Origin of the sequence: Streptomyces sp. B5E4 (assembly GCF_039871555.1) — a bacterium.
Classification (GTDB): domain Bacteria; phylum Actinomycetota; class Actinomycetes; order Streptomycetales; family Streptomycetaceae; genus Streptomyces.
The window spans coordinates 32,918-56,422 of the sequence record NZ_JBDPMI010000040.1; the positions used below are offsets into that span (position 1 = coordinate 32,918).

Genomic DNA, 23,505 nt, shown 5'->3' on the forward strand with positions numbered 1-23,505 from the left:
CATCCGCGGGGGGCGGCGACACCGGCACCTACGAACGAGGGCTTGCCCGGACTGTTGTCCGGACAGGCCCCGCCCGCTCACGTGCGCGCCTACTCGGCCTCCGCCAGCAGCTTCTGCATCCGCGAGACGCCCTCGACCAGGTCCTCGTCCCCCAGCGCGTACGACAGCCGCAGATACCCCGGCGTCCCAAACGCCTCACCCGGCACCACGGCCACCTCGGCCTCCTCCAGGATCACCTCGGCCAGCTCCACCGAGTTCGCCGGCCGCCGGCCGCGGATCTCCTTGCCGAGCAGCCCCTTCACCGACGGGTACGCGTAGAACGCGCCCTCCGGCTCGGGGCACTCCACGCCCTCGATCTCGTTCAGCATCCGCACGATCGTCCTGCGCCGCCGGTCGAACGCCTCGCGCATCTTCGCCACCGCGTCCAGGTCGCCCGAGACGGCCGCCAGCGCGGCGGCCTGCGCGACGTTGGAGACGTTGGAGGTGGCGTGGGACTGCAGGTTCGCCGCGGCCTTGATCACGTCCTTCGGGCCGATGGCCCAGCCGACCCGCCAGCCGGTCATCGCGTACGTCTTGGCCACGCCGTTGACCACGACGCACTTGTCGCGCAGCTCCGGCACGACCACCGGCAGCGAGTGGAACTCGGCGGTCCCGTACACCAGGTGCTCGTAGATCTCGTCGGTCAGCACCCACAGCCCGTGCTCCGCCGCCCAGCGGCCGATCGCCTCGACCTGCTCGCGGGAGTAGACCGCGCCGGTCGGGTTCGACGGGGAGACGAAGAGCAGCACCTTCGAGCGCGGGGTGCGCGCGGCTTCAAGCTGCTCGACGGAGACCCGGTAGCCCGTGGTCTCGTCGGCGACGACGTCGACGGGCACGCCGTCGGCCAGCCGGATCGACTCGGGGTAGGTGGTCCAGTACGGCGTCGGGACGATGACCTCGTCGCCCGGGTCGAGCAGGGCGGCGAACGACTCGTAGATCGCCTGCTTCCCGCCGTTGGTGACGAGCACCTGGGCGGGCTCCACCTCGTAGCCCGAGTCGCGGGCGGTCTTCGCGGCGATGGCGGTCTTCAGCTCGGGCAGCCCGCCGGCGGGGGTGTAGCGGTGGTACGTCGGGTTGGTGCACGCTGCGATCGCGGCCTCGACGATGTAGTCGGGCGTCGCGAAGTCGGGCTCGCCGGCGCCGAAGCCGATCACGGGCCGGCCGGCCGCCTTCAGGGCCTTGGCCTTGGCGTCCACGGCGAGCGTCGCGGACTCGGAGATGGCGCCGACGCGGGCCGACACCCGTCGTTCGGTCGGGGACTGGGACGCGGTGTTTGCAGCGGTCATGGGCCCATCGTTCCAGACGGGCGGGGGGCCGGGCACGTGGGTTGCACGGCTCGTACGCGGGGCGCGCGGCGTACTCGTTCGACGGCGGGGCGTGAAACCCGTACACTCAACCACCGTGCCAGCCCTGGTGCAGATCTTGCACGCGCTCGTGAAGCCCCTGCAGGAATGCGTTAGGTTGGGATGACACAAAGGGTCGTAGCTCAATTGGTAGAGCACTGGTCTCCAAAACCAGCGGTTGGGGGTTCAAGTCCCTCCGGCCCTGCTAGGCGCATCCCCTCAGGGGGTGCGTACGCAGTTCACAGCAGCCCCGCCGTGCTGCACCACCGGGCGCGGCAGGTCAACGAACCGGGATCCAGGTGAGGGACGAGTGACGGAAGCCTCCACCGCGACGCCTGACCGCCCCGAAGGCGACGCGCGACCCGCTCGCCGCGGCGGCAAGCGCGGCCGGAAGGGCCCGTTCGGCCGCCTGGCGCTCTTCTACCGCCAGATCGTCGCGGAGCTGCGCAAGGTCGTCTGGCCGACGCGGAATCAGCTCACGACGTACACGACCGTGGTGATCATCTTCGTGGTGGTCATGATCGGCATCGTGACGGTGATCGACTTCGGGTTCACCGAACTCATGCAGTACGTCTTCGGCTGACCGATTCGCGTACGCCGCCCCGTAAGGTACGTAAGGTAGGCGACTGCATGTGCACATCCCCTTTTGAGCCAGGAAGAAGCAGCTACCGTGTCTGACCCGAACCTGAACGACGCAGTCGCGACCGACGAGGTCGCCGACGCTGCGCAGGCTGAGCCTGCCGAGCAGGTGGAGGCGGCCGAGACGGCGGCGGCGGAGGCCGGCCGCGACGACGCCGAGGACGCCGAGGACGACGCCGAGAGCGCGGCCGACGAGGCGGAGGACGCCGAGGCCGTCGACGAGGAAGACGTCGACGAGGCCGGCGACGAGGCGGCCGCGGAGGCGGACGAGAAGCCCGACGAGACCGACGACGCCGCCGAGCCGGCCGAGGAGGCCGTCGACCCCGTCGAGGCGCTGCGCCAGGACCTGCGCGGCCTGCCCGGCGAGTGGTACGTGATCCACACCTACGCGGGCTACGAGAAGCGGGTCAAGGCCAACCTCGAACAGCGCGCCGTCTCCCTGAACGTCGAGGACTTCATCTACCAGGCCGAGGTGCCCGAGGAAGAGGTCGTCCAGATCAAGAACGGCGAGCGCAGGAACGTCCGGCAGAACAAGCTCCCGGGCTACGTCCTGGTGCGGATGGACCTGACGAACGAGTCGTGGGGCGTCGTGCGCAACACCCCGGGCGTCACCGGCTTCGTCGGCAACGCCTACGACCCGTACCCGCTGACGCTCGACGAGATCGTCCGGATGCTCGCCCCGGAGGCCGAGGAGAAGGCCGCCCGCGAGGCCGCGGAGGCCGAGGGCAAGCCGGCGCCGTCCCGCAAGGTCGAGGTGCAGGTGCTCGACTTCGCCGTGGGCGACTCGGTCACCGTCACCGACGGCCCGTTCGCGACGCTGCAGGCGACGATCAACGAGATCAACGCCGACTCGAAGAAGGTCAAGGGCCTGGTGGAGATCTTCGGCCGGGAGACCCCGGTCGAGCTGAGCTTCGACCAGATCCAGAAGAACGACTGAGGGCATCCCGCCCGCCACGCTTCCGACCAGGTCAGAGGGCTTCACAGCCGCTCTGACCTGCTCGGTTTCAGGACCCGTGCCCGAGACGGCTATCGTGGTGCGGTATGCCTCCGTCCGGGCGATCGGCAGATCACCGGACCGAGGCGCAAAACCTCTCATTCAAGGACCCGGAGAGACATGCCTCCCAAGAAGAAGAAGGTCACGGGGCTGATCAAGCTCCAGATCCAGGCCGGTGCCGCGAACCCGGCCCCGCCGGTCGGCCCCGCGCTGGGCCAGCACGGCGTGAACATCATGGAGTTCTGCAAGGCGTACAACGCCGCGACCGAGTCGCAGCGCGGCTGGGTCATCCCGGTGGAGATCACGGTCTACGAGGACCGTTCGTTCACCTTCATCACCAAGACGCCGCCGGCCGCGAAGATGATCCTCAAGGCCGCGGGCGTCGAGAAGGGCTCCGGCGAGCCGCACAAGACCAAGGTCGCGAAGATCACCCGCGACCAGGTCCGCGAGATCGCCACCACCAAGATGGCCGACCTCAACGCCAACGACCTGGACGCCGCCGAGAAGATCATCGCCGGCACCGCCCGCTCCATGGGCGTCACGGTCGAGGGCTGAGCGCACCCCGCCACCCGCAGCACCCAGTGGCAGGGCCGTGCGCCGGCCCGGACCACGACTCCGTACCGACACCTCAGGAGCAGCAGTGAAGCGCAGCAAGGCACTCCGCAGCGGCGACGCCAAGGTCGACCGCACGCGGCAGTACGCACCCCTCGAGGCCGTCCGCCTCGCCAAGGAGACGTCCGCGACGAAGTTCGACGGCACCGTCGAGGTCGCCATGCGGCTGGGCATCGACCCGCGCAAGGCCGACCAGATGGTCCGCGGCACCGTGAACCTCCCGCACGGCACCGGCAAGACCGCCCGGGTCCTGGTCTTCGCGACCGGTGACCGTGCAGCGGCCGCGGAGGCCGCGGGCGCCGACATCGTCGGCGCCGACGAGCTGATCGAAGAGGTGCAGAAGGGCCGCCTCGACTTCGACGCGGTCGTGGCCACCCCGGACCTCATGGGCAAGGTCGGCCGCCTCGGCCGGTTCCTCGGCCCGCGCGGTCTGATGCCGAACCCGAAGACCGGCACGGTCACGCCCGATGTGGCGAAGGCCGTCACCGAGATCAAGGGCGGCAAGATCGAGTTCCGCACCGACAAGCACTCCAACCTGCACTTCATCATCGGCAAGACCTCGTTCGACGAGCGTCAGCTGGTGGAGAACTACGGTGCGGCGCTGGAGGAGGTGCTGCGGCTCAAGCCGTCGGCCGCCAAGGGCCGTTACATCAAGAAGGCCACGATCACCACGACGATGGGCCCCGGCATCCCGGTGGACCCCGCGCGTGTGCGGAACCTCCTGACGGAGGACACCGCGGTCTGACGGGCACGCCCGTTCGACGAGCACGCATCATCTGTCACGGCCCTGCAACGGGTCGGATCCGGAACGCCCTTGGGGCACCGGGTCCGGCCCGTTTCTGGTGTTCACTGGCCGTACGGGCAGAACGCCTGTCCGTACGAGAACGACCACCACGAGGGGGCGGGGATTCCCATGCACACGACCGTGAAGCGCGCAGGTGTCTCTCTGGGGGCGGCGCTGCTGCTCGCATTCGCGGCGGCCTGCGGGTCCGACTCCGGCGGCGGTGACGGCGGTTCCGGCAACGGGGGCGGCGACGGCGGCGGTAACGGCGGCAGCGGGACCATACGGGGCGCCCAGGCCGCGCTGAAGGCGATCGACGAGAAGACCACGGGCGCGGAGTCGTCGAAGTTCGAGAGCACCATGGTCATGGGCGACGCGATGACCACCGAGAACGAGGGCGAACTCGACTGGGCCGACGGCGCGATCGGCACCGCCACCGTCAAGTACACCGACGGTCAGATGGCCTCCTCGATCCAGATGATGGACGACGACGGCACGCTGGACGCCCGCTACCTGCCGGACGCCTACTACGCGGGCGTCGAGGGCGCGTTCCAGACCCAGTACCCGGACAAGAAGTGGATCCGCTACGACTACGACGACCTGTCGGAGTTCATGGGCCCGTCCGGGGACTACATGAAGGACCAGATGCAGAACAGCACCCCGGGGCAGGCCGTGAAGCTCCTGCTGGCCTCCGAGGACGTCGAGGAGGTCGGCCAGGAGGACGTGCGCGGCGTCCAGACCACGCACTACTCCGGCACCGTCGACGTCTCCGACCTGGCGCGCGCGTCGTCCAAGACGCTGAGCGAGCAGCAGCTTTCCGATCTGGAGGACCAGCTTGAGGCCTCCGGCGTCACCACGCAGACCGTCGACATCTGGGTGGACGAGAACGACCTGATGATCAAGCGCGAGGAGTCCGGGAAGATGACGGGCGGCGAGTTCAGCACCACCGTCTACTACTCGGACTACGGCGTCGACGTGAACGTCGAGGAGCCGTCGGCGGCGGAGAGCATCGACTTCACCGAGATCCAGTAGCGGCAGGCCGGTTCACCCGGTCCGATAGCGTGTTCCCTTCCATGTCCCGGGACACGTGTACCCGGAGGGAAAGGATGACGATGCGCTCGACGTTCGTACGGGGCGGAGCCGCGCTCGGCGCGGCCGCCCTGGCCCTGACCGCCTTCACCGCCTGCGGCGACGACGAGGGAAACGGCAAGGCGGGCGGCAGGAAGGGCGGAGACGCCGCTCAGCCTGTCGACGTCACGCCCGCAGCCGCCGTCCGCAAGGCCACGGAGAAGGCCGAGGAGTTCACCTCCCTCGAGTACCGGATGGCCGGCGAGGTGCCGGGTGAGGGCGTCATGGAGGGCACGGGGGCGATCAGCATGGAACCGCCCGCCATGCAGATGACGATGACGGTCGACGGGGCGACCCCCGACGAGAGCGGCGAGATGGAGATACGTCTCGTCGACGACGCCATGTACATGAACCTCGGCGAAGAGGCCGCCGCCCAGATGGGCGGCAAGACCTGGCTGAAGATCGCCATGTCGGACGCGGAGGGGGGCGAGGGCGGGAACCCGCTGCTGGAGATGAAGCAGGCGGACGACAACCCCGCCGAGGAAGCCCAGATGATGAACGCGGCCGACGACCTGAAGAAGGTCGGCGAGGAGGAGATCGAGGGAGTGGAGACCACCCGCTACACCGGGACGGTCACCCTCGACGACCTCCGCGCGGAGCTGACGGGCCTGGACGCGAAGGCGAAGAAGAACCGCCAGGAGAAGATCGACGAGATGGCGGAGCAGGGCGTCGACGAGTTCACCATGGACATGTGGATCGACGGCGAGGACCACACCAAGCAGTTCCGCATGCAGGCCGAGACGAAGGAGGGTCCGCTGGACACCACCATGACCTTCCTCAGCTACAACGAGCCCGTCACGGTGAAGGCCCCGCCGGCGTCCGAGACGACGGACATGAACGGCATGATGCAGGACATGGAGGGCGCCGAGGGCGGCGCGTAGCACCGCACGTCACGTCGCGTACGGCCCGGCCGTCCCGGGGGCGATTTGCCCGCGGGACGGCCGCTGCCGTACGCTTCCTCCTCGTAGCCAAAGACCGCTGGCCGCCGCCGTACGCCCGCAGGGGAGTGCGGTGGCCGAAGGTTCCGCGTACACCGCGGACGGCCCGCGCAGGTGAATGAGGAAGACCCTCCCGCCGGGCCCCCGGGTCCGTACGGTCGAGTCACGCCCCGTGCGCCTGCGCCGGGGCGTTTGTCGTGTGTGCAGGGGCCTCGTGCATGCGAAGGGCGGTCCCATCACCCGGAAGGAGGCTGAGGCTCATGGCGACGCCGGACAAGGTCGAGGCCGTCAAGGAGATCGCGGACAAGCTCCGTGGCTCCAACGCGGCCGTCGTGACCGCGTACACCGGACTGAGCGTGGCGCAGCTGAAGGATCTGCGCCGTTCTCTCGGCGAGAACGCGCAGTACCGAGTGGTGAAGAACACGCTGACCAAGATCGCGGCGAAGGAGGCCGGGCTCGAGCAGCTCGACGAGCACCTCCAGGGCTCGACCGCTGTCGCCTTCGTGACCGGTGACCCGGTCGAGGCGGCCAAGGGACTGCGTAACTTCGCCAAGGACAACCCCGCGCTCGTCATCAAGGGCGGTGTCCTCGACGGCAAGGCCCTGACCGCCGCGGAGATCAACACGCTCGCGGACCTCGAGTCCCGTGAGGTGCTGCTCGCCAAGCTGGCCGGTGGCATGAAGGCGTCCATGGCGAAGGCCGCGGCGACCTTCCAGGCCCCGCTCACGAAGTTCGTCCGCACCGCGGACGCGCTGCGCGACAAGGTCGAGCAGGGCGGTGCCGGTACGCCGGCTCCCGCCGACGCCGCGGAGTAGCAGAAGCGCTCCCCGTGGCTCAGCGGGCACCGCGAACGCCCGCCGTACCGATGCATCAGCACAACCGGCACCAGCCGACTTAGTGGAAGGACCGCCACCATGGCGAAGCTCAGCCAGGAAGACCTGCTCGCGCAGTTCGAGGAGATGACCCTCCTCGAGCTCTCCGACTTCGTCAAGAAGTTCGAGGAGAAGTTCGACGTCGAGGCCGCCGCCCCGGCCGCCGTCGCCGTGGGCGTCCCGGGCGCCCCCGCCGGTGCGGAGGCGGAGCCGGAGAAGGACGAGTTCGACGTCGTCCTGCTCGGCGCCGGCGAGAAGAAGATCCAGGTCATCAAGGTCGTGCGCGAGCTGACCTCGCTCGGCCTGAAGGAGGCCAAGGAGCTGGTCGACGGCACGCCGAAGGCGGTTCTGGAGAAGGTCAACAAGGAGGCCGCGGACAAGGCCAAGGAGTCCCTCGAGGGCGCCGGCGCCTCCGTCGAGGTCAAGTGACCTCGTCCCGGCCGGCCAGGGCGCTGTGAGCCCGGCCCGCCGGGTCTGACGGCCCCAGTGCCGCCACCGAGGGCGATCACCCATCCGGGTGGTCGCCCTCGCTGCGTTGCCGGGCCCCCGGCCGGAGCGCTTGCCCCGCGGGCACCGGCGGGTATGGTGATCTTCACCGGCCGGGGCGGCCGACATGATCTCCCTGGGGCAGGGGGGCCTTGACGAACGGCCAGCGGCGCGCGATTCTCAGGTCGTCACATCTCAGGTCGTCACATCGGTCCGTACTCCGAGGCATGGATCGGTGACGGAGTGGGAATGGCTTCAAGCGCGAAGGCATCCGGTATTCGGCATAACTTCAGGGGAGGCCCCACGCGAGGCGGGCACTCCTCAGGCAGGGAGAGATCGACGATTTGCTGGTCTCCAGCCTCCGCTGGACATCAGTGTGGCGAGTCGCTACACTGACCCTTTGCGCTGCCTGTTAACTGCCCCTGCCCGTCACCAGGGGTCTGTCCAGAGCTCGTACGATCTTGAGAGACACGCTTTGACCTGGGCGTTCTCCTCCCCGTGTGGGTTTTGGGACCGGTACGCGCGTAGTGAGTCCGAGCCCTCGGAAGGACCCCTCTTGGCCGCCTCGCGCACCGCCTCGACCGCTAGTTCGAACAACGGCGCCAGCACCGCCCCGCTGCGCATCTCTTTCGCGAAGATCAAGGAACCCCTCGAGGTTCCGAACCTTCTTGCGCTCCAGACCGAGAGCTTTGACTGGCTCCTCGGCAACGACGCCTGGAAGGCTCGTGTCGAGGATGCCCTGGATCATGGACAGGACGTCCCCACCAAGTCCGGCCTCGAGGAGATCTTCGAGGAGATCTCCCCGATCGAGGACTTCTCCGGGTCGATGTCGCTGACCTTCCGCGACCACCGCTTCGAGCCCCCGAAGAACTCCATCGACGAGTGCAAGGAGCGCGACTTCACGTACGCCGCCCCGCTCTTCGTCACCGCCGAGTTCACCAACAACGAGACCGGGGAGATCAAGTCCCAGACGGTCTTCATGGGCGACTTCCCGCTCATGACGGACAAGGGCACCTTCGTGATCAACGGCACCGAGCGTGTCGTGGTCTCGCAGCTCGTCCGGTCCCCGGGCGTCTACTTCGACTCCTCCATCGACAAGACCTCCGACAAGGACATCTTCTCCGTCAAGGTCATCCCCTCCCGGGGCGCCTGGCTGGAGATGGAGATCGACAAGCGCGACATGGTCGGTGTCCGCATCGACCGCAAGCGCAAGCAGTCGATCACCGTGCTGCTCAAGGCCCTCGGCTGGACGAACGAGCAGATCCTCGAGGAGTTCGGCGAGTACGAGTCCATGCGCGCCACCCTGGAGAAGGACCACACCCAGGGGCAGGACGACGCGCTGCTCGACATCTACCGCAAGCTGCGTCCGGGCGAGCCGCCGACCAAGGAGGCCGCGCAGACGCTGCTGGAGAACCTGTACTTCAACCCCAAGCGCTACGACCTCGCCAAGGTCGGCCGCTACAAGATCAACAAGAAGCTGGGCGCCGCCGCGCCGCTCGACGCCGGCACGCTGACGGTCGAGGACATCATCGCCTCGATCAAGTACCTGGTGAAGCTGCACGCCGGTGAGGTCGAGACCGTCGGGGACAACGGCCAGTCCGTCGTCGTCGAGACCGACGACATCGACCACTTCGGCAACCGCCGCATCCGCAACGTCGGCGAGCTGATCCAGAACCAGGTGCGTACGGGCCTCGCCCGCATGGAGCGCGTCGTGCGCGAGCGCATGACGACCCAGGACGTCGAGGCGATCACGCCGCAGACCCTGATCAACATCCGGCCGGTCGTCGCCTCCATCAAGGAGTTCTTCGGCACCAGCCAGCTGTCGCAGTTCATGGACCAGACGAACCCGCTGTCCGGGCTCACCCACAAGCGCCGGCTCAACGCGCTCGGCCCCGGTGGTCTGTCCCGTGAGCGGGCCGGCTTCGAGGTCCGCGACGTGCACCCGTCGCACTACGGCCGCATGTGTCCGATCGAGACGCCGGAAGGCCCGAACATCGGCCTGATCGGCTCGCTCGCCTCGTACGGCCGGGTCAACGCGTTCGGCTTCATCGAGACCCCGTACCGCAAGGTCGTCGACGGCGTCGTCACCGACGACGTGGACTACCTGACGGCCGACGAGGAGGACCGCTTCGTCATCGCGCAGGCCAACGCGCCGCTGACGAACGACCTGCACTTCGCCGAGAACCGCGTCCTGGTCCGCCGCCGCGGCGGCGAGGTCGACTACATCCCCGGCGACGACGTCGACTACATGGACGTCTCGCCGCGCCAGATGGTGTCGGTCGCGACCGCGATGATCCCGTTCCTGGAGCACGACGACGCCAACCGCGCGCTCATGGGCTCGAACATGATGCGCCAGGCCGTGCCGCTGATCCGGGCCGAGGCCCCGCTCGTCGGCACCGGCATGGAGTACCGCTGCGCGGTCGACGCCGGCGACGTCATCAAGGCCGAGAAGGACGGCGTGGTCCAGGAGGTCTCCGCGGACTACGTCACCGTCGCCAACGACGACGGCACCTACACCACGTACCGCGTCAACAAGTTCCACCGCTCCAACCAGGGCACCTCCTTCAACCAGAAGGTGCTCGTGGACGAGGGCTCCCGCGTCATCGAGGGCCAGGTGCTCGCCGACGGCCCCTCGACCGACGAGGGCGAGATGGCGCTCGGCAAGAACCTCCTGGTGGCGTTCATGCCGTGGGAGGGCCACAACTACGAGGACGCCATCATCCTCAGCCAGCGCCTCGTGCAGGACGACGTCCTGTCCTCGATCCACATCGAGGAGCACGAGGTCGACGCCCGCGACACCAAGCTGGGCCCCGAGGAGATCACCCGGGACATCCCGAACGTCTCCGAGGAGGTCCTCGCCGACCTCGACGAGCGCGGCATCATCCGCATCGGCGCCGAGGTCGTCGCCGGCGACATCCTGGTCGGCAAGGTCACGCCCAAGGGCGAGACCGAGCTGACCCCGGAGGAGCGGCTGCTGCGCGCGATCTTCGGTGAGAAGGCCCGCGAGGTCCGTGACACGTCCCTGAAGGTCCCGCACGGCGAGACCGGCCGCGTCATCGGCGTCCGCGTCTTCGACCGCGAGGAGGGCGACGAACTGCCGCCCGGCGTGAACCAGCTCGTCCGGGTCTACGTCGCCCAGAAGCGCAAGATCACCGACGGCGACAAGCTCGCCGGCCGGCACGGCAACAAGGGCGTCATCGCCAAGATCCTGCCGATCGAGGACATGCCGTTCATGGAGGACGGCCACCCGGTCGACATCATCCTCAACCCGCTCGGCGTGCCCTCCCGGATGAACCCGGGTCAGGTGCTGGAGATCCACCTGGGCTGGCTCGCCGCCCAGGGCTGGGACGTCTCCGGCATCAAGGAGGAGTGGGCCGAGCGTCTGCAGGGCATCGGCGCCGACCAGGTCGCCTCCGGTACGAACGTGGCGACGCCGGTCTTCGACGGCGCCCGTGAGGACGAGCTGGCCGGCCTGATCCAGAACACGCTGCCCAACCGCGACGGCGACCGCATGGTGCAGCCGTCCGGCAAGGCGCAGCTCTTCGACGGCCGCTCCGGCGAGCCGTTCCCGGAGCCGATCTCCGTCGGTTACATGTACATCCTCAAGCTGCACCACCTCGTGGACGACAAGCTCCACGCCCGGTCCACCGGCCCGTACTCGATGATCACCCAGCAGCCGCTGGGCGGTAAGGCGCAGTTCGGCGGCCAGCGGTTCGGCGAGATGGAGGTGTGGGCCCTGGAGGCGTACGGCGCCGCCTACGCACTGCAGGAACTGCTCACCATCAAGTCGGACGACGTGACCGGCCGCGTGAAGGTCTACGAGGCCATCGTCAAGGGCGAGAACATCCCCGAGCCGGGCATCCCCGAGTCCTTCAAGGTGCTCATCAAGGAGATGCAGTCCCTGTGCCTGAACGTGGAGGTGCTCTCCTCCGACGGCATGTCCATCGAGATGCGCGACACGGACGAGGACGTCTTCCGTGCCGCGGAAGAGCTTGGCATCGACCTGTCCCGGCGCGAGCCGAGCAGCGTCGAAGAGGTCTGACGGGTCCGGCGGGAGCTTCCTTCGAAGCTCCCGCCTCCCCCTCGGCCCTAGCGGGCCTGGGAGGCACCCCCTCCCGCGACCCGCGATCAGACCATTGACACACGACCCTGAGAGGGATTGACGAGAGTGCTCGACGTCAACTTCTTCGACGAGCTGCGGATCGGCCTGGCGACCGCGGACGACATCCGGACCTGGTCCCACGGCGAGGTCAAGAAGCCCGAGACCATCAACTACCGCACCCTCAAGCCCGAGAAGGACGGCCTCTTCTGCGAGAAGATCTTCGGCCCCACCCGGGACTGGGAGTGCTACTGCGGCAAGTACAAGCGCGTCCGCTTCAAGGGCATCATCTGTGAGCGCTGCGGCGTCGAGGTGACCCGCGCCAAGGTGCGCCGTGAGCGGATGGGCCACATCGAGCTCGCCGCGCCCGTCACGCACATCTGGTACTTCAAGGGCGTCCCGTCACGCCTCGGCTACCTGCTCGACCTGGCGCCGAAGGACCTGGAGAAGGTCATCTACTTCGCCGCCTACATGATCACGTGGGTGGACGACGAGCGCCGCCAGCGCGACCTGTCGTCGCTGGAGGCCCAGATCTCCGTCGAGCGCCAGCAGATCGAGCAGCGCCGCGACGGCGACCTGGAGGCCCGGGCCAAGAAGGCGGAAGCCGACCTGGCCGAGCTGGAGGCCGAAGGCGCCAAGGCCGACGTGCGCCGCAAGGTGCGCGAGGGCGGCGAGCGCGAGATGAAGCAGCTCCGCGACCGGGCCCAGCGCGAGCTGGACCGCCTGGACGAGGTGTGGAACCGCTTCAAGAACCTCAAGGTCCAGGACCTGGAGGGCGACGAGCTGCTCTACCGCGAGCTGCGCGACCGCTTCGGCACGTACTTCCAGGGCGGCATGGGCGCCGCGGCGCTGCAGAAGCGCCTGGAGTCCTTCGACCTGGACGAGGAGGCGGAGAAGCTCCGCGAGATCATCCGCACCGGCAAGGGCCAGAAGAAGACCCGTGCCCTGAAGCGGCTGAAGGTCGTCTCCGCGTTCCAGCACACCCGCAACAGCCCCAACGGCATGGTCCTGGACTGCGTCCCGGTGATCCCGCCGGACCTGCGTCCGATGGTGCAGCTCGACGGTGGCCGCTTCGCGACCTCCGACCTGAACGACCTGTACCGCCGCGTCATCAACCGCAACAACCGGCTGAAGCGGCTGCTCGACCTCGGCGCGCCCGAGATCATCGTCAACAACGAGAAGCGCATGCTGCAGGAGGCCGTCGACGCGCTGTTCGACAACGGCCGCCGCGGCCGGCCGGTGACCGGTCCGGGCAACCGCCCGCTCAAGTCGCTGTCCGACATGCTCAAGGGCAAGCAGGGCCGCTTCCGGCAGAACCTGCTCGGCAAGCGCGTCGACTACTCGGCCCGTTCCGTCATCGTCGTCGGCCCTCAGCTCAAGCTGCACCAGTGCGGTCTGCCCAAGGCCATGGCGCTGGAGCTCTTCAAGCCGTTCGTGATGAAGCGCCTGGTCGACCTGAACCACGCGCAGAACATCAAGAGCGCCAAGCGCATGGTCGAGCGCGGCCGCACGGTCGTGTACGACGTGCTGGAAGAGGTCATCGCCGAGCACCCGGTGCTGCTGAACCGGGCGCCGACGCTGCACCGCCTCGGCATCCAGGCGTTCGAGCCGCAGCTCGTCGAGGGCAAGGCCATCCAGATCCACCCGCTCGTCTGCACCGCGTTCAACGCGGACTTCGACGGCGACCAGATGGCCGTGCACCTGCCGCTCTCCGCGGAGGCGCAGGCCGAGGCCCGCATCCTCATGCTGTCCTCGAACAACATCCTCAAGCCGGCCGACGGCCGGCCGGTGACCATGCCCACCCAGGACATGGTGCTCGGGCTGTTCTTCCTCACCACCGACGAGATCGAGGGTGAGAAGAAGGGCGAGGACCGCTCGTTCGCCTCGGTCGCCGAAGCGATCATGGCCTTCGACGCCGGCGAGCTGTCGCTCCAGGCGAACGTCGACATCCGCTTCCCCGTCGGCTCCGTGCCGCCGCGCGGCTGGACGCCGCCGGTGCCCGAGGGCGAGGCCGCGGCCGACTCGGACTGGCAGCCGGGCGACCCGTTCCGGCTCCGTACGACCCTGGGCCGCGCGCTCTTCAACGAGCTGCTGCCCGAGGACTACCCGTTCATCCACTACACCGTCGGCAAGAAGCAGCTCTCCGAGATCGTCAACGACCTCGCCGAGCGCTACCCGAAGGTCCTGGTCGCGCAGACCCTGGACAACCTGAAGTCCTCGGGCTTCTACTGGGCCACCCACTCCGGCGTCACCATCGCCATCTCGGACGTGGTCGTGCCGGAGGCGAAGAAGGAGATCATCGCCGGGTACGAGGCCCAGGACGAGAAGGTCCAGAAGCAGTACGAGCGCGGCCTGATCACCAAGGACGAGCGCACCCAGGAACTCATCGCGATCTGGACCAAGGCGACCAACGAGGTCGCCGAGGCCATGAACGAGAACTTCCCGAAGACCAACCCGATCTTCATGATGGTCAACTCGGGTGCGCGCGGAAACATGATGCAGATGCGCCAGATCGCGGGTATGCGCGGCCTGGTGTCCAACGCCAAGAACGAGACCATCCCGCGGCCGATCAAGTCCTCGTTCCGTGAGGGCCTGTCCGTGCTGGAGTACTTCATCTCCACGCACGGCGCCCGCAAGGGTCTCGCCGACACCGCGCTGCGCACCGCCGACTCGGGTTACCTGACCCGGCGTCTGGTGGACGTCTCGCAGGACGTGATCATCCGCGAGGAGGACTGCGGCACCGACCGCGGCCTGAAGCTGGAGATCGCGTCGGTCGGCGCCGAGGGCGTGCTGCGCAAGGCGGAGGACGCCGAGACCTCGGTGTACGCGCGCTGCCTCGCCGAGGACATCGTCGTCGACGGCAAGGTGCTGGCCCCGGCCGGCACCGACCTGGGCGACGTGCTCATCGACGAGCTGATCCGGCACGGCGTGGCGACGGTCAAGACCCGCTCGGTGCTCACCTGCGAGTCCGCCGTCGGCACCTGCGCCATGTGCTACGGCCGTTCGCTGGCCACCGGCAAGCTGGTGGACATCGGCGAGGCCGTGGGCATCATCGCCGCCCAGTCCATCGGCGAGCCCGGCACCCAGCTCACGATGCGCACCTTCCACACCGGTGGTGTGGCGGGTGAGGACATCACCCAGGGTCTGCCGCGTGTCGTCGAGCTCTTCGAGGCCCGTACGCCCAAGGGCGTGGCGCCGATCTCGGAGGCCGCGGGGCGGGTGCGGATCGAGGAGACGGAGAAGACCAAGAAGGTCGTCGTCACCCCCGACGACGGTTCCGACGAGGTCGCGTACGGCGTGTCCAAGCGCGCCCGTCTCACCGCCGGCGAGGGCGACCACGTCGAGGTCGGCCAGAAGCTGACCGTCGGTACGGAGAACCCGCACGACGTGCTGCGCATCCTCGGTCAGCGGGCCGTGCAGGTCCACCTGGTCGGCGAGGTGCAGAAGGTCTACAACAGCCAGGGCGTGTCCATCCACGACAAGCACATCGAGATCATCATCCGGCAGATGCTGCGCCGGGTGACGATCATCGAGTCCGGCGACGCGGAGCTGCTGCCGGGGGAGCTGGTCGAGCGCTCGAAGTTCGAGCAGGAGAACCGGCGCGTCGTGGCCGAGGGCGGCCAGCCGGCCTCCGGCCGGCCGCAGCTCATGGGCATCACGAAGGCGTCGCTGGCCACCGAGTCGTGGCTGTCGGCGGCGTCGTTCCAGGAGACGACCCGGGTGCTGACCGACGCGGCGATCAACGCCAAGTCGGACTCCCTGATCGGCCTCAAGGAGAACGTGATCATCGGCAAGCTGATCCCGGCCGGTACGGGCCTGTCCCGCTACCGCAACATCCGGGTGGAGCCCACCGAGGAGGCGAAGGCCGCGATGTACTCGACCGTCGGCTACGACGACATCGACTACTCGCCCTTCGGCACGGGTTCCGGCCAGGCGGTCCCGCTGGAGGACTACGACTACGGCCCGTACAACCAGTAAACGCGGCCGGCGTCACCGCACGGCCCGCAGGGCGGCTCTCCACCCCGGAGAGCCGCCCTGCGGCGTTTCACGGGCCCCTCCGGCGGCTGCGCGGGCACGGGCGGTCCGGCCGTCCCGGGGGACGCTGTCCGTGCGGCACGGGGCTACCATGAAACGGCGTGCGAACCGGGCAACGTGGCGGCAAGGGGGCGCACGGCGGCGACGCGAACTTCCCGGCGCCGCACCGGAACTCCCTCGGCGTCCCGTGCGTCGAGCACAATAGAAGGCACGCGGTCCGCGGAGACCGCGGGTGGGGAGGTTCCTGAGTGTCCATGCAGCCGTGGGACCAAAGCCGGCCTCCGTCGATGCGTGCCTCGCATGCCGACCGGGAGCGGACCGTCGATGTGATCAAGGCCGGGTTCGCGGAGGGCAGGCTCACCCAGCCGGAGTACGAGCAGCGCATGTCGCAGGCGTACGAGGCGCAGACCTACGGCGAGCTGCACCTGCTCATCTCCGACCTGCCGCAGGGCCCCATCGGCATCCCGACCATGCCGGCCGTGGTGCCGCATACGTTCCAGCCCGTGCCCGTCCTGCCGCCCCCGCAGCGTACGAACAGCTCGGCGATCGGCGCGATGGTGTGCGGGGCGCTGGTGCCGGTGGTCGGTGTGACGTTCATCCCCGCGATCATCCTGGGGCACAAGGCGCGCGCCGAGATCCGCAGGACCGGCGAGCAGGGCGACGGCATGGCACTCGCGGGCCTGGTCATCGGCTATCTGGCCCTCAGCTTCGTGGCGTTCATCGCCCTCATCGTGGCCGCCGTGGCCAGCAGTGGAGCGTAACTGTACCCACGGGCGTCGTCCCTTATGTCTTTTTGTTTTGACCGGAGCGGGTGGCTGTAGGTACCCTCTGACCTTGTGCCTGGGGTGTCCCCGGGTCTTCGCGTGCGCGGGGGCGCTCCCGCGAAGGCGCCGAGGCTGTGACACCGAAGAGCTGCACTTCCCCGTGAGACTGGCGGGGACGTACGGGGCTTGCGACACACCCGACCGCGTGGGTCGGGGGCCGGCGGGTCTTCACGGACGAAACCCCAGGTTAGAAGTATCGAGATCGGCACACAGAAACCGGAGAAACGGTGCCTACGATCCAGCAGCTGGTCCGCAAGGGCCGGCAGGACAAGGTCGAGAAGAACAAGACGCCCGCGCTCGAGGGTTCGCCCCAGCGCCGCGGCGTTTGCACGCGTGTGTTCACCACCACCCCGAAGAAGCCGAACTCGGCCCTGCGTAAGGTCGCGCGTGTGCGTCTGACCAGCGGGATCGAGGTTACCGCTTACATCCCGGGTGAGGGGCACAACCTGCAGGAGCACTCGATCGTGCTCGTGCGCGGTGGCCGTGTGAAGGACCTGCCGGGCGTTCGCTACAAGATCATCCGCGGTTCGCTCGACACCCAGGGTGTCAAGAACCGCAAGCAGGCCCGCAGCCGCTACGGCGCCAAGAAGGAGAAGTAAGCATGCCTCGTAAGGGCCCCGCCCCGAAGCGACCGGTGCACATCGACCCGGTCTACAACTCTCCTCTGGTGACCTCCCTGATCAACAAGGTGCTCCTGCACGGCAAGCGCTCCACCGCCGAGCGCATCGTGTACGGCGCCATGGAGGGCCTGCGCGACAAGACCGGCAACGACCCCGTCATCACGCTGAAGCGCGCCCTGGAGAACGTCAAGCCGGCCATCGAGGTCAAGTCCCGCCGCGTCGGCGGCGCCACGTACCAGGTCCCGGTCGAGGTGAAGCCCGGCCGGTCCGCCACGCTCGCGCTGCGCTGGCTCGTGGGCTACTCCCGCGCCCGCCGCGAGAAGACGATGACCGAGCGGCTCATGAACGAGCTGCTGGACGCCAGCAACGGCCTGGGCGCCTCCGTCAAGCGCCGCGAGGACACCCACAAGATGGCCGACGCCAACAAGGCCTTCGCGCACTACCGCTGGTAGTCGAGAACCCCGTATTACGAGAGAGAAGACTGAGCCAACATGGCCACCACTTCACTTGACCTGGCCAAGGTCCGCAACATCGGGATCATGGCGCACATCGACGCGGGCAAGACGACCACCACCGAGCGGATCCTGTACTACACCGGTGTCTCGTACAAGATCGGTGAGGTCCACGACGGCGCAGCCACGATGGACTGGATGGCGCAGGAGCAGGAGCGCGGCATCACGATCACGTCTGCCGCGACGACCTGCCACTGGCCGCTCGACGAGGTCGATCACACCATCAACATCATCGACACCCCGGGCCACGTCGACTTCACCGTCGAGGTGGAGCGCTCGCTGCGCGTGCTCGACGGTGCGGTGACGGTGTTCGACGGTGTGGCCGGTGTCGAGCCGCAGTCCGAGACCGTGTGGCGCCAGGCCGACCGCTACGGCGTCCCGCGTATCTGCTTCGTCAACAAGCTGGACCGCACGGGCGCCGAGTTCCACCGCTGCGTGGACATGATCACCGACCGGCTGGGCGCGACCCCGCTGGTGATGCAGCTCCCGATCGGTACCGAGGCGGACTTCAAGGGCGTCGTCGACCTGGTCCGGATGAAGGCGTTCGTCTGGTCGCCCGAGGCCAAGCTCGGCGAGGCGTACGACGTCGTCGACATCCCGGAGACGCACCTCGAGGCGGCCGACGAGTGGCGGGGCACGCTGCTCGAAGCCGTCGCCGAGAACGACGAGGAGATGATGGAGCTGTACCTGGAGGGCGAGGAGCCCACCGAGGAGCAGCTCTACGCGGCCGTGCGCCGTATCACCATCAACTCCGGCAAGGGCGAGGGCACCACCGTCACCCCGGTGTTCTGCGGCACCGCGTTCAAGAACAAGGGCGTACAGCCCCTGCTGGACGCGATCGTGCGCTACCTGCCGTCGCCGCTGGACGTCGAGGCCATCGAGGGCCACGCGGTCGGCGACCCCGACGAGGTCATCGTCCGCCGGCCCTCGGAGGAGGAGCCGCTCTCCGCGCTCGCCTTCAAGATCGCCAGCGACCCGCACCTGGGTAAGCTGACGTTCATCCGGGTCTACTCGGGCCGGCTGAACTCCGGCTCGCAGGTGCAGAACTCGGTCAAGGGCCGCAAGGAGCGCATCGGCAAGATCTACCGGATGCACGCCAACAAGCGCGAAGAGATCGACTCGGTGGGTGCCGGCGACATCGTCGCCGTCATGGGTCTGAAGCAGACCACCACCGGTGAGACCCTGAGCGACCCGGCGAATCCGGTCATCCTGGAGTCCATGGACTTCCCGGCTCCGGTGATCGAGGTCGCCATCGAGCCGAAGTCCAAGGGCGACCAGGAGAAGCTGGGTGTCGCGATCCAGCGCCTCGCCGAGGAGGACCCGTCGTTCCGGGTCAAGACGGACGAGGAGACCGGCCAGACCATCATCTCGGGCATGGGCGAGCTGCACTTGGACGTGCTGGTCGACCGTATGAAGCGCGAGTTCAAGGTCGAGGCGAACGTCGGTAAGCCGCAGGTGGCGTACCGCGAGACGGTGCGCCGGCCGGTGGCGAAGCACGAGTACACGCACAAGAAGCAGACCGGCGGCTCCGGCCAGTTCGCGCGCGTCATCATCGCGCTCGAACCGCTGGAGGGCGACGGCTACGAGTTCGTCAACGAGGTCACCGGCGGCCGCATCCCCAAGGAGTACATCCCCTCGGTGGACGCGGGCAGCCAGGAGGCCATGGAATTCGGCATCCTCGCCGGATACCCGCTGACGGGCGTGCGTGTGCGCCTGCTGGACGGTGCCTACCACGAGGTGGACTCGTCCGAGATGGCCTTCAAGATCGCCGGCTCGATGGCCTTCAAGGAGGCCGCCCGCAAGGCCGCTCCGGTCCTGCTGGAGCCGATGATGAAGGTCGAGGTCACGACGCCCGAGGACTACATGGGCGACGTGATCGGCGACATCAACTCGCGCCGTGGACAGATCCAGTCCATGGAGGACCGGAGCGGTGCCAAGCTGGTCACCGGTCTGGTCCCGCTGTCGGAGATGTTCGGCTACGTCGGCGACTTGCGCAGCAAGACGTCCGGCCGGGCGAGCTACTCCATGCAGTTCGACTCCTACGCCGAGGTTCCCAAGAACGTGGCCGAGGAGATCATCGCGAAGGCCAAGGGCGAGTGAAGCCGTAGGCTGTAGCAAACGGCATACGGGTCATACCGCCGCAGATCCTCCGGGAGCTGCGGCGGGTGCCCCGGCCGCCGACCACAGGCGGACAGGTCAAGGGCATCCCCCTAGGGGTCCTGACCGGTTCGGAACGACCACCTGAACCCCTCCGTAGAAGGCGGGGGGCGTACAGCACCAGTCCACAGGAGGACCCCAGTGGCGAAGGCGAAGTTCGAGCGGACTAAGCCGCACGTCAACATCGGCACCATCGGTCACATCGACCACGGCAAGACCACTCTTACCGCGGCGATCACCAAGGTGCTGCACGACGCTTATCCGGACATCAACGAGGCTTCGGCCTTCGACCAGATCGACAAGGCTCCGGAAGAGAAGCAGCGCGGTATCACGATCTCCATCGCGCACGTCGAGTACCAGACCGAGTCGCGGCACTACGCGCACGTCGACTGCCCCGGTCACGCGGACTACATCAAGAACATGATCACCGGTGCCGCCCAGATGGACGGCGCGATCCTCGTGGTCGCCGCCACCGATGGTCCGATGCCGCAGACCAAGGAGCACGTGCTGCTCGCCCGCCAGGTCGGCGTGCCGTACATCGTCGTCGCGCTGAACAAGGCCGACATGGTGGACGACGAGGAGATCATGGAGCTCGTCGAGCTCGAGGTCCGTGAGCTTCTCTCCGAGTACGAGTTCCCGGGCGACGACGTCCCGGTCGTCAAGGTCTCCGCGCTGAAGGCGCTGGAGGGCGACGCCGAGTGGGGCAAGACCGTCCTCGACCTGATGAAGGCCGTCGACGAGTCCATCCCGGAGCCGGTCCGCGAGATCGACAAGCCGTTCCTGATGCCGATCGAGGACGTTTTCACGATCACCGGTCGTGGCACCGTCGTCACCGGCCGCATCGAGCGCGGCATCCTCAAGGTCAACGAGGAAGTCGCGATCATCGGCATCAAGGAAGAGACGACCAAGACCACGGTCACGGGCATCGAGATGTTCCGCAAGCTGCTGGACGAGGGCCAGGCCGGTGAGAACGTCGGTCTCCTCCTCCGCGGCATCAAGCGCGAGGACGTCGAGCGCGGCCAGGTCATCATCAAGCCGGGCACCGTCACCCCGCACACCGAGTTCGAGGCGACGGCGTACATCCTGTCGAAGGACGAGGGCGGTCGGCACACCCCGTTCTTCAACAACTACCGCCCGCAGTTCTACTTCCGCACCACCGACGTGACCGGCGTCGTGCACCTCCCCGAGGGCACGGAGATGGTCATGCCGGGCGACAACACCGACATGAAGGTGGAGCTGATCCAGCCCATCGCCATGGAGGAGGGCCTGAAGTTCGCCATCCGCGAGGGTGGCCGGACGGTGGGCGCCGGCCAGGTCACGAAGATCCTCAAGTGACCTGACGGTACGCGTTTCCAGGGCCCCGGCCCGCCTTACGGCGGACCGGGGCCTTTGGCGTGGGCGGGGTCCGCCTATGCCTGTTCAGGCAAGCCGGCTTTGGGGCATGAGGGCTGGAATTCCATTTGCCTGATGAGAGGGGCTGTGGAATACGTCAACGCGCGGTGTTATCCACAGCCCCGAAAGCGGGGGTGGTGAACGCCGCGGGGATTCCTATAGCGTCGGCTTCCTCACGTACCGTCACCGTAACCGGGAGTTGATCGTGTCCCCCCGCGCCCTTTCCGCTGCCGCCCTGGCGGCCACCGCCGCCCTGAGTCTGCTGCTGACCGCCTGCGGCAGCGACGAGGAGGACGACGCCACCAAGCCGGACGACAAGATCCAGGGCGCGGAGAAGGGGGAGGACGACTCGCCGTCGCCGAGCGCGGAGGAGGAGGCGGCGGGCAGACCGGAGATAGAGCTGCCGAAGGACATCACGTACGAGTTCGAGTGGGCGAAGACCGGCGACCCGGACAAGGACGCCGTGCTGCGGGACGGGGAACAGCTCGTCAAGGCGATCGACGTAGCGATTGCGGAGCAGGATCCGACCCACGAGGCGTTGCTGTTCTACACCGAGGGCGAGGCTGCTGCCGAAGCAGAGCGGTTCGCGCAGCTGTTCGTGGATGATGAGTCGCGGACAACTGGAAAGTACCGCTTTTACGACGAGCAGGTGGAGGTCAACGACGACGGCACCGCCACGCTCGTCTACTGCGAAGATCAGGGCAAGGCGTACAGCAAGTCCTTGAAGACGGGGAAAGTGGACGTCACGCCCGTGACTGAGGACAGCTACCTGGTCTACAACACCAAGCTTCGCAAGAACGACGACGGGGTGTGGATTACCGAGCAGGTGGTGTCTGAGAGGGGTGCCGCGCAATGTCAGCCTTGAGGATCTTACGCGGGGCTGTGGCCGCGTTATGCGTGTCGGGCATCCTGGTCGCACAGCCGCCCTCCGCGTCCGCGGACGAGACACCCGGTGGCGCCGATTTTGGTGGCGGCAGCGGAGACGATGCCGGGCAGGCCGACGGGGGTGCCGAAGGACAGAACCTGCACGCCGAGGCCGGAGGGGTCGTAATCGACGAGTCCGACAACGGGGCCGGGGGCGGGCCCGGTGGGTCGGGGGGTGGCGCCTTGCAGCCCGTGGGGGACTGGTCGCCGCCGCCTTGTTGGTACGCGCCGCTTTATACCCCCAAGCAGCTGAAGAAGGAGATGGAGCACACCTGGTCGCTGGAGTCCACCGGCTACCAGTGGGACGCCGAGCAGCGCGCGAAGTACGCCGAGGGTGGCGACGAGCCCGGCACCTACGAGGACTTCAACGTGGCCAAGTCCGGTGACGGCTACTGGTGGGACGGCTACGTGCCGGACGGCGGCGAGGGTGTCCCGGGCGCGCTGGATTGTGACGACGGGCCGTTCTGGCTGGACAAGGGCGATCCGCCGCCGGCGGAGTACCAGAACGCCGTGACGCCGCAGGTCCTCTCCGAGATCGCGTACAACCGCATCCGGGTGCCGGATACGGAGATCAACCTCAAGCCCGACGCCGAGCGCGCGCAGAAGGTGAACCTCGCCACCTGGGCCTGGCTGGACGCCGCCACCTTCGAGCCCGTCTCGGTCACCGCCGAGGTGCCGGTACTCGGCATGTGGGCCAGGACCACCGCCACCCCGGTGTCCCTCACCCTCGAACCCGGCACCGATGACGCCGAACTGCACCCCTCCTCGGGCACCTGCCCCTTCAACGACGACGGCTCCATCGGTACCCCGTTCACCGCCGGGTCGGAGGAGGAGATCCCGCCGTGCGGGCTGACGTACCTGCGGGCCACGCCGGACGGCGAGACCTACCCGCTCCGGGCGACGATCACGTGGGACATCGAATGGGAAGGCTCGGGCAACACCGGCGGCGACCTGCCCGACGGTTCCTTCGGCACGACCACGGAGTTGGAAGTCGACGAGATCCAGTCCGTCGTCCGCTGACGTTCACGCCCGTTCGTTCGGGCAGTTAACCGATTTCGGGATGCGGAATGGAATTCCACCCGCGGCCCGTTGTCAACAGCCCCGAATGTG

General features: G+C 68.0%; 18 protein-coding genes and 1 tRNA gene. 18 read left to right on the forward strand and 1 reads right to left on the reverse strand.

Annotated elements, in window-relative coordinates:
* Positions 1-89 precede the first annotated feature (89 nt).
* Entirely contained in the window at positions 90-1,325 is a 1,236-nt protein-coding gene (locus ABGA99_RS33290; RefSeq protein ID WP_347584093.1) for a pyridoxal phosphate-dependent aminotransferase, read from the reverse strand.
* 189 nt (positions 1,326-1,514) lie between these two features.
* Here ABGA99_RS33290 and ABGA99_RS33295 point away from each other — a divergent pair.
* The 18 genes from ABGA99_RS33295 to ABGA99_RS33380 all read left to right on the forward strand — a co-directional run bounded on the left by ABGA99_RS33295 (position 1,515) and on the right by ABGA99_RS33380 (position 23,415).
* A tRNA-Trp gene (locus tag ABGA99_RS33295) sits at positions 1,515-1,587 on the forward strand.
* Positions 1,588-1,692: 105 nt separating this feature from the next.
* Positions 1,693-1,965, forward strand: coding sequence for a preprotein translocase subunit SecE (secE, locus tag ABGA99_RS33300; protein WP_347581121.1), 273 nt, complete (start codon positions 1,693-1,695; stop codon positions 1,963-1,965).
* Between the two features lie 87 nt (positions 1,966-2,052).
* The gene (gene nusG, locus ABGA99_RS33305; RefSeq protein ID WP_347584094.1) at positions 2,053-2,958 is read left to right on the forward strand and encodes a transcription termination/antitermination protein NusG; all 906 of its coding nucleotides are present in this window, start codon (positions 2,053-2,055) and stop codon (positions 2,956-2,958) included.
* A 177-nt stretch (positions 2,959-3,135) separates the two neighbouring features.
* A complete protein-coding gene (gene rplK / locus ABGA99_RS33310; RefSeq protein ID WP_018834878.1) occupies positions 3,136-3,570 on the forward strand; it encodes a 50S ribosomal protein L11 in 435 nt (144 codons plus the stop codon).
* An 85-nt stretch (positions 3,571-3,655) separates the two neighbouring features.
* A complete protein-coding gene (rplA, locus tag ABGA99_RS33315; RefSeq protein ID WP_347581119.1) occupies positions 3,656-4,372 on the forward strand; it encodes a 50S ribosomal protein L1 in 717 nt (238 codons plus the stop codon).
* A gap of 168 nt (positions 4,373-4,540) precedes the next feature.
* Positions 4,541-5,440 carry a hypothetical protein gene (locus ABGA99_RS33320; RefSeq protein WP_347581118.1) on the forward strand — a complete coding sequence of 300 codons (900 nt, stop codon included), beginning with the start codon at positions 4,541-4,543 and terminating at the stop codon, positions 5,438-5,440.
* An 80-nt stretch (positions 5,441-5,520) separates the two neighbouring features.
* Positions 5,521-6,417, forward strand: a complete 897-nt coding sequence (locus ABGA99_RS33325; protein WP_347584095.1) for a DUF1396 domain-containing protein — start codon at positions 5,521-5,523, stop codon at positions 6,415-6,417.
* 317 nt (positions 6,418-6,734) lie between these two features.
* On the forward strand, positions 6,735-7,289 hold the full coding sequence (gene rplJ / locus ABGA99_RS33330) for a 50S ribosomal protein L10 (protein WP_347581116.1): 555 nt from the start codon (positions 6,735-6,737) through the stop codon (positions 7,287-7,289).
* A 99-nt stretch (positions 7,290-7,388) separates the two neighbouring features.
* Entirely contained in the window at positions 7,389-7,775 is a 387-nt protein-coding gene (gene rplL / locus ABGA99_RS33335) for a 50S ribosomal protein L7/L12 (RefSeq protein ID WP_347581115.1), read from the forward strand.
* Between the two features lie 613 nt (positions 7,776-8,388).
* Positions 8,389-11,874 (forward strand): DNA-directed RNA polymerase subunit beta, encoded by a 3,486-nt coding sequence (gene rpoB / locus ABGA99_RS33340; RefSeq protein WP_347584096.1) that lies wholly within the window; start codon positions 8,389-8,391, stop codon positions 11,872-11,874.
* A gap of 126 nt (positions 11,875-12,000) precedes the next feature.
* Complete coding sequence (locus ABGA99_RS33345) at positions 12,001-15,909, forward strand: DNA-directed RNA polymerase subunit beta' (protein ID WP_347581172.1); 3,909 nt, start codon at positions 12,001-12,003, stop codon at positions 15,907-15,909.
* A gap of 344 nt (positions 15,910-16,253) precedes the next feature.
* Entirely contained in the window at positions 16,254-16,727 is a 474-nt protein-coding gene (locus tag ABGA99_RS33350; protein WP_347581113.1) for a DUF1707 and DUF4190 domain-containing protein, read from the forward strand.
* Between the two features lie 290 nt (positions 16,728-17,017).
* Entirely contained in the window at positions 17,018-17,389 is a 372-nt protein-coding gene (rpsL, locus tag ABGA99_RS33355; protein ID WP_003948652.1) for a 30S ribosomal protein S12, read from the forward strand.
* Positions 17,390-17,391: 2 nt separating this feature from the next.
* Positions 17,392-17,862 (forward strand): 30S ribosomal protein S7, encoded by a 471-nt coding sequence (rpsG, locus tag ABGA99_RS33360; RefSeq protein WP_101422300.1) that lies wholly within the window; start codon positions 17,392-17,394, stop codon positions 17,860-17,862.
* Between the two features lie 39 nt (positions 17,863-17,901).
* A complete protein-coding gene (gene fusA / locus ABGA99_RS33365) occupies positions 17,902-20,022 on the forward strand; it encodes an elongation factor G (protein ID WP_347581112.1) in 2,121 nt (706 codons plus the stop codon).
* 198 nt (positions 20,023-20,220) lie between these two features.
* A complete protein-coding gene (gene tuf, locus ABGA99_RS33370; RefSeq protein ID WP_347581111.1) occupies positions 20,221-21,414 on the forward strand; it encodes an elongation factor Tu in 1,194 nt (397 codons plus the stop codon).
* Positions 21,415-21,676: 262 nt separating this feature from the next.
* On the forward strand, positions 21,677-22,336 hold the full coding sequence (locus ABGA99_RS33375) for a hypothetical protein (RefSeq protein WP_347584097.1): 660 nt from the start codon (positions 21,677-21,679) through the stop codon (positions 22,334-22,336).
* Between the two features lie 242 nt (positions 22,337-22,578).
* Entirely contained in the window at positions 22,579-23,415 is an 837-nt protein-coding gene (locus tag ABGA99_RS33380; RefSeq protein ID WP_347584098.1) for a hypothetical protein, read from the forward strand.
* The last annotated feature ends 90 nt before the right edge of the window (positions 23,416-23,505 follow it).